The sequence below is a fragment of the Polaribacter sp. BAL334 genome (assembly GCF_015767435.1).
In the GTDB taxonomy this organism is placed as follows: Bacteria; Bacteroidota; Bacteroidia; order Flavobacteriales; family Flavobacteriaceae; genus Polaribacter.
This window is the reverse complement of record NZ_JADWOV010000130.1, coordinates 1-543: the sequence shown is the minus strand read 5'-3', so window position 1 is coordinate 543 and position 543 is coordinate 1. Positions and strand designations below refer to the sequence as shown.

Genomic DNA, 543 nt, shown 5'->3' with positions numbered 1-543 from the left:
GTAGAACTAATTTCTAATTTATAAAGATTATAGGCATTTCCAGCAAAAAAAACATACAAATTACCAGCAGAACCCAAATAATTTGCTTCAATATAACGAGGGTCAGTGTCTCCTAAACCAATATGATGAGTAACTTCAGTAGTACCATTTGTGACCCAAAGATCTCTTGGAGTACTTGTTCCTCCTTGTCTAAACCAAATTTTAACTGAAACTGGTCCATCAACAGGAAATGTTAGATACCTTCTTGTTGGCATAAAAGTAACACCATCTGAAGGATCTACATTACTATTTCCTCCTGATTTCCATCTGTTTACAGCTGTATATTCATTAGCTTCTCCAGAAAACCAAATAGCGCTATTTGCTTCTACAACGCCAAAACTAGAACCTCCACCAGGAACTAATGTTAAACCATCTACAGTTGTTTCAGCAGTTAAAGCAGCTGAACTTACTGGCCAATTTGCAGTATCATTACCAAAATCCCAAACTTTATTTTGAGCGTCAATATTTGCTACAAAAAGTAACGTTGGTAAAATAACTAAAAGT

At 35.2% G+C, this 543-nt stretch carries 1 protein-coding gene; it reads right to left on the bottom strand.

What is annotated here, in order from left to right:
- Positions 1 to 543 (bottom strand): hypothetical protein (locus IU405_RS00685; RefSeq protein WP_197436728.1); only part of this gene is annotated, 543 nt, incomplete at both ends.